The 6,042-nt window shown below is 76.8% G+C and carries 6 protein-coding genes; 3 read left to right on the top strand and 3 right to left on the bottom strand.

The features are described 5' to 3' along the window. Positions 1–69: 69 nt before the first annotated feature. Both ACLWS4_RS36355 and ACLWS4_RS36350 read right to left on the bottom strand, forming a co-directional pair. Complete coding sequence (locus tag ACLWS4_RS36355; RefSeq protein WP_416876367.1) at positions 70–636, bottom strand: hypothetical protein; 567 nt, start codon at positions 634–636, stop codon at positions 70–72. Between the two features lie 37 nt (positions 637–673). Continuing rightward, positions 674–1,945: an MFS transporter gene (locus ACLWS4_RS36350; RefSeq protein WP_416876366.1), complete on the bottom strand. Its 1,272-nt coding sequence runs from the start codon at positions 1,943–1,945 to the stop codon at positions 674–676. A 205-nt stretch (positions 1,946–2,150) separates the two neighbouring features. Here ACLWS4_RS36350 and ACLWS4_RS36345 point away from each other — a divergent pair, with 205 nt between their 5' ends. Next, positions 2,151–3,248 (top strand): DUF5937 family protein, encoded by a 1,098-nt coding sequence (locus ACLWS4_RS36345; RefSeq protein WP_074005731.1) that lies wholly within the window; start codon positions 2,151–2,153, stop codon positions 3,246–3,248. Positions 3,249–3,321: 73 nt separating this feature from the next. Next, a complete protein-coding gene (locus ACLWS4_RS36340) occupies positions 3,322–4,179 on the top strand; it encodes a PhzF family phenazine biosynthesis protein (RefSeq protein WP_117492913.1) in 858 nt (285 codons plus the stop codon). 15 nt (positions 4,180–4,194) lie between these two features. On the opposite strand, the gene ACLWS4_RS36335 is transcribed toward ACLWS4_RS36340, so the two are convergent. Further along, complete coding sequence (locus tag ACLWS4_RS36335; RefSeq protein WP_416876365.1) at positions 4,195–4,698, bottom strand: AAA family ATPase; 504 nt, start codon at positions 4,696–4,698, stop codon at positions 4,195–4,197. 96 nt (positions 4,699–4,794) lie between these two features. Here ACLWS4_RS36335 and ACLWS4_RS36330 point away from each other — a divergent pair, with 96 nt between their 5' ends. Then, complete coding sequence (locus ACLWS4_RS36330; protein WP_416876364.1) at positions 4,795–6,042, top strand: aminoglycoside phosphotransferase family protein; 1,248 nt, start codon at positions 4,795–4,797, stop codon at positions 6,040–6,042.

Here is a 6,042-nt window from a genome sequence, read left to right as displayed (position 1 = left end):
CGACCGACGACAACGCGGCGAGGTGCGTGCCCCGGCGTCGCCCCGCAGACGCGAGTTTGAAGACAGGCCCTAGCCGCGGGTCCAGAGCGTGAGGTCGCTGCTGGTGGCCACCGCGAGGGTCCGGCCGGTCGGGGAGAAGCCGGCCGCGCGGAAGGTGGACCAGGAGGAGTCGAGGACCAGCCACCAGCTCTCGCCGTGCTCGCCCTGCCACGGCCCCCGGCCGCTGGCGAGCAGCACCCGGTGGTGCGGCCACTCCGGCGCGACCACCTCGATGTGCCAGCCCCCGTCAGCGGCGGTGTGCAGCCCGCCGCCCCACGTCCCCGCCACCGGGATGCGCACGTCCGCGACCTGGCCGAGGCCGGGGCAGGCGAGGTCCTGGCCGTCCGGGGCCTCGGCGGGCTCGTGGTCGCGGGCCAGCTTGAGGCCGGTCACCGCGTCGAACAGGCCGTGGCCGCTGTGCGAGACCGTCAGCACCAGGTCGTGCCCGCTCTCCGGGTGGACGGCGAAGCCGATGCCGAGCAGCCCGCCGACCGCGATCATCCCCCGGCCGACGGGCCGCCACGGCTCCGGCGGAGCGGTCACCCCGGCGGCCATGATCCGGTCGCGGAGGTGCTGCTGGTGCGGGGTGAGAGCCATGGGGCCGATCATCCCACCGGGGTCGGGGCCACGGCCTTCACCGCGGACCCAGCCGCAGCACCGCCAGCGCCCCCAGCGCCGTGGCGGCGGCGAGCGACGCCCACAGCGCCCCCGGACCGGCGGCCAGCAGCGCCGTCAGCACGGTCGGCGCGGCCGCCCGCCCCACCCCCGAGGACAGCTCCCAGCGCGCCAGCGCCCGGCCGAGCAGGTGCGGCGGGGCGACGGACGCCACCAGCGCCGTCCCCGAGCCGGTGTAGAGGATCTCGCCCAGCGTGTACAGCACCGAGACCGCCGCGACGCCCGCCGCCCCCGGCACGCCGCCCAGCGAGCCGACCGCCCAGAAGGCCAGGTAGGACACCGCCAGCAGTGCCCCCGAGGCCGCCAGCACGGTGTGCCGCGAACGGTCCGCCAGCTTCAGCACCAGCGCCAGCTGCAGGGCGATCACCAGCACCGTGTTGCCGACGAAGACGCCCGAGGACCAGGCCGGCGAGGCGTGCAGGTGCAGCACCAGCAGCGCGGGCAGCGCCACCTCCAGCACGTCGAAGCAGAACGCGTACGGCACGTTGGCGAGGCTCAGCAGGGTGATCCGGCGCAGCGGCTCCGCCCGCTCCCGGGTGTCCGCCGGCCGCTCCTGCCGCGGGGCCCGCACCCGCAGCGAGCCCACCAGGGCGGCCGCGACCAGGCAGGCCGCGCCCGTCACCCCGGCCAGCAGCCGGATCACACCCGTTCCGCCGCTCACCGCCACGGTGGCCAGCAGCGCGCCCGTGCCCATCCCGGCGTTGCGCAGCGACCGCCCGGCGGCCAGCGCGGCGTCCCGCAGCCGGCCCTCGGTCAGCGTGCTCACCACGGCCGCGTGGGTGGTCGGCCAGGACTGGCTGCCCACCCCGAACAGCACCGCCGCCGCGGTGAACCCCGGTTGGCCGTCCGCGAGCAGCAGCGCCAGCGCACCCGCCGCCCGCACCAGCAGGGTGACGGCGGCGGGCAGGGTGCGGGCGCCGCGGTCGATCCAGCGGCCGGTCAGCGGCACCACCAGCAGGCCCGCCACCATCCCGGCGGACAGCGCCAGCCCGGCCGCCCCCGCGCCGAGGTGCAGCACGCCGATGCCGTACAGCAGCAGGAACGGCCGCAGCAGGCCGCCGCCCACCGCGTCCACCGCCAGCGCGACGGCGTACCGGGGCCCGCCGGCGGCGGTCAGCAGGCCCAGCAGCGCGGACGGCCCCCGGCGGCCCGTGCCGATCGGCGGGGCGGGCGGCTCGCCGTGGCGGGCGGCCGCGTGGTCGTGGACGGACTTCTCCCGGATCAGGCTCATGGCCGGTACCGTCCGCCCAGGTCGGACCGCCTGGCACGCGGATTGACGCTTACCGTCAATCCGCGGCGGAGGCCGTCGGGCGGGGTGACAGGATCGAACGCGTGAGTGAGCGGAGCGAGCGAACCATCAGGAACAGCGTGTGGGCGCATGCCCCTGCGGAGCGCCGGGGGTACCCCCGGCCGGAGGCCGGGGGAGAGGCGGGCGCATGAGCCTGACGATCGACATCACCGGCCTGCCCGACGAGCGCCTGCTCTTCACGCCCTCCCCGCTCGGCGAGCTGAACGCCATGCTGCACGTGCTCGCCGAGCCCGCGCACCACCCCGCGCTGCACGGCTGGGCCGGCTGCACCGCCGCCGTGATCCCGCCCGAGCTGTCCGAACGGCTCCTGGAGGCCGACTTCCTCTGGCGCTCCTCGCGCGCCGACTTCCTCGTCCCCGGCCTGCCCGGCGCCACGCTCGACGAGGAGCTCGACGCCATCGACCGGATCGACGACGAGCTGTACGTCGCCGCCGCCCTCATCACCACCTGCGGCTCCTCCCGGCTCACCCGCCGGATGGGCTCCCCGCTCACCGACCCGGACGCCAACGAGCGGGCCCGGGAACTCGCCCTCGCCCGCGGCCCCCGGCAGGCCGCCTTCGCCGACCGGCTGCTCGCCGACCCGCCGGCCGTCCGGGCCCTGGTGCGGCGGATGCTGGAGGACTGCCGGTCCGCGTTCTTCGCCGACGCCTGGCAGCGCGTCCTGCCCGACCTCGCCGCCGACGCCCGGCGCAAGGCCGACCTGCTCGCCCGCCGCGGCCTCGCCGAGGCGCTCGCCGACGTCTCGCCCTCCGTCACGCTCGACCAGGGCGGGGACGGACGGCGCCGGATCGTCATCGACAAGCTCCAGGACAGCGCCACCAGCGGCACCGACTCCGGGGGCGTCACCTTCATCCCGACCGCCTTCGGCCGCCCGCACCTGCTGGTGGTGCACGCGAGCGGCTGGCGGCCCGTCCTCCAGTACCCCGTCGCCGAGGCCGGCCTGCCCGAGCCCGTCTCGCTCGCCCTCGTCCAGCAGCGCCTGGAGGCGCTCGCCCACCCCGTCCGGCTGCGCCTCGCCCGCACCATGGCCCGCGGCCCGCACACCACCGGCGAACTGGCCTCCGCCTGGCAGCTCAGCGCGCCCGAGGTGTCCCGGCACCTGGCCGTGCTGCGCAAGGCCGGGCTGCTGACGACCCGGCGGCGCGGACGGTACATGCTCTACGAGCTCGACCTGGCGGGCAGCGCCCGGCTCGGCTCGGACTTCCTGGAGGCGGTGCTGCGGTGAGGGGCCCCGCTCCGGTGGAAGCGGTGCTCCGGTGGGCGGGAACAGCGGACGAGCGGCAGGCGTTCGTCCGATCATGACCGACGACGCCGCTCCTGAGATCCTCCGCTACGCCGCCTTCGCCACCCGCCCCGAGGGCGGCAACCCGGCCGGCGTGGTGCTCGACGCCACCGGGCTGACCGACGAGCGGATGCTCGCCGTCGCCGCCGAGGTCGGGTACTCCGAGACCGCCTTCCTGACCGCCGGCCCGGCCGAAGGGGCCTACCGCGTACGGTACTTCAGCCCGCTCGCCGAGGTGCCGTTCTGCGGGCACGCGACGGTCGGCGCCGCCGTCGCCCTCGCCGAGCACGTCGGCCCCGGGCGGTACGTCTTCGTGACCGCGGCCGGGGACGTCCCGGTCGGGGTCGAGCGCGGGGCCGACGGGCTGCTGCGCGCCACCCTCACCAGCGTCGAGCCGAAGGTCGAGGAGGTGCCGGCGGCCGACGTCGCGGAGGCGCTCGCCCTGCTCGGCTGGTCCGCCGCCGACCTCGACCCGGCCCTGCCGCCCCGCGTCGCCTACGCGGGCGCCCGCCACCTCGTCCTGCCGGTCGCCACCCGCGAGCGGCTGGCCCGGCTCGACTACGACTTCGACGGCCTCGCCGCCCACATGCGCGCCCGCGACCTGACCACCCTGCAGCTCGCCTGGCGGGAGGCCCCCGAGGTCTTCCACGTCCGCGACCCGTTCCCGGTCGGTGGCGTGGTCGAGGACCCGGCCACCGGCGCCGCCGCGGCCGCCTTCGGCGCCTACCTGCGGGAGCTCGGCGCGGTGACGGCCCCGGCGGTGCTCACCCTGCACCAGGGCGAGGACCTGGGCCGCCCGGGCGTCCTGCGGGTCGAACTGCGGGCCGAGGACACCCGGGTGCGGGTCTCCGGCACGGCGGTGGCGATCCGGTAGCACCGGTTCAGGGCCTCAGGGCGGGGGCTGCGGCAGGACCAGCTCGCCCTCGCCCCGGGGCTCCTCGAAACTGTCGAAGTAGTGGTCGAACAGCTCCGCGGTCACGAAGGCGGAGTTGGCGCCGGCCTGCTCGTTGCGGAGCGCCAGGCGGCGCTCCAGCGTCGCCCGGTCGGCCTTGAGGTGCACCAGCTCCCAGCGGCAGCCGTGGCTCTCCACCAGCGCCTTGTAGGTGTCCCGGGCCGTGCGGCTGCGGAAGGTGTAGTCCACCACCACATCGCGGCCGGCCCGCATCAACTCGACCAGTTCGACGAGCTGTTCGCGGCGGATCCCGTCCTTGAGCCGGTCGAACTCCGCCCGCGGCAGGACCAGCCCGGCATCGCACCGCCCGAGCCGCTCCCAGACCACCTCGTCGATCGACAGCCGCGCGTAGCCCCGCCGGACGAGGCCCATCGCATACATGGTCTTGCCCGCCCCGGGCAGACCGCACATCAGCACCACCGTGCCCGATCGCCGTGTCACCGGCCCAGGTTAGCCCCGGGTGGGGCGGCTCCGCCCCGCTCCGGGCGGGCGGAAATTCGTTCGCGCCGAGCCGCTCCGGTGGGCGAAGCTGCTCCGATGCAGCGAGCGAGCAACCGGACCGTGACGGTCGATCTCACCTACGGCGACGAGCACTTCGGGCAGTTGGGCCCGTTCGAGGTGGAGGTCGGCTGGTGGTCCTCGGTGGACGGGGTGGTCGCGCGGGCGACCGAGGCGGCCGGGGTGCCGGTGCTGGTGGCTCGCCTGGTCGAAGGCCGGAGCGAGGACCCGGGCCACGGCGGGCGGGTCCGCTACCACGCCGAGGCGCTGCGCCGGCCGACCGCCCTCACGGCCGGCGCCCCGGACGACGGGACGGCCGCGCTGCTCGGCCCCGCCGAGCGCCGCGCCGCCTGGGCCACGCCCGGCGGCTTGCGGGAGGCGCTGGACTGGGCGGAGGCACGGCTCGCCGCCGTCGGCCGTCCGTCGGCCGGGCCCGCGCGGCAGATCCGGACCTGGAACCTCTCCGGCCTGTTCCGCCTCCCCACCGCCACCGGCGCCGACGCCTGGCTGAAGACCACGACGCCCGCGTTCAACGCCCACGAGGGCGAGGTCATCGCGCTGCTCGGCGGCATCGACCGCGGGCTCGTCCCGACCGTCCTCGCCGCCGACCCCTCCGCCGGCCGGCTGCTGCTCGACCACGTCCCCGGCGAGGACTGCTGGAGCCCGTCCGCCGGGACGGTGGCCGACGTCGTCCCCCGCCTCGTCGCCGCCCAGGCCGCGCTCGCCGACCGCCCGGCCGACCTGGCCGGCCTGCGCGACCGCACCCCGCGCGCCCTGGCGGCCCAGCTGACGGCCCTGGCGGACCGGTTCGCCGAGGAGACCGACCTCACGCCCGAGGAGCTGGACCGGCTGGCCGCCTTCGCCGCCGACCTGCCCGGGCTGCTGGACCGGCTCGCCGACTGCGGCCTGCCGGAGACGCTGCTGCACGGCGACTTCCACCCCGGCAACTGGCGCTCCGACGGCGCCGGCACGGTGGTCGTCGACTACGCCGACTCCTGCCTCGGCCACCCCGCCCTGGACGGGCTGCGCCCGCGCGCCTACCTCGGCGAGGAGGCCTGGCAGCAGCATGTCCGGGTCTGGACGGAGGCCTGGCAGCGCCACGCCTCCGGCTCCGACCCGGGGCGCGCCCTCGAACTCGCCGAGCCGCTCTACCACCTGTCCTACGCCCTGCGGTACCAGGAGTTCCTGGACCACATCGAGCAGAGCGAACGCCCGTACCACGAGGGCGACCCGGCCGCCGAGCTGCGCGCCCTGCTGGCCTGCGGAGCGGCCGGTCGGCCCGCGTAG

It is taken from the genome of Kitasatospora sp. SC0581, from assembly GCF_048159585.1.
In the GTDB taxonomy this organism is placed as follows: domain Bacteria; phylum Actinomycetota; class Actinomycetes; order Streptomycetales; family Streptomycetaceae; genus Kitasatospora.
The sequence above is the reverse complement of the archived record's forward strand: the minus strand, read 5'-3'. Positions and strand labels throughout refer to the sequence as shown.